General features: G+C 60.6%; 1 pseudogene. It reads left to right on the forward strand.

Annotated elements, in window-relative coordinates:
- Positions 1–246, forward strand: a pseudogene (locus ACPUD7_RS17980) (IS1380 family transposase); the annotation flags it as partial.

Below are 246 nucleotides of genomic sequence, written 5' to 3' on the forward strand. Positions count from 1 at the left end.
ACGCGATCTCCTCCCGCTTCCTGACCAACCTCAACGAACACACACCACTGCTGCCCACCAACCAGGAGTCGGCACAGACTTCGATGATCTTCGTCGATGTCGACGACACCGTCATCGATGTTCACTCTGCGTCGAAGCAGGGAGCTGGGTTCGGCTACCAAGGCAGTCGCGGCCTCAACGCACTGTTGGCGACCGCGTCAACCCGCGACTCCAGCCAGATCATTGTGGGCCAGCGTCTGCGCAAAG

It is taken from the genome of Brevibacterium sp. FAM 24630 (assembly GCF_049804075.1).
GTDB lineage: Bacteria > Actinomycetota > Actinomycetes > Actinomycetales > Brevibacteriaceae > Brevibacterium.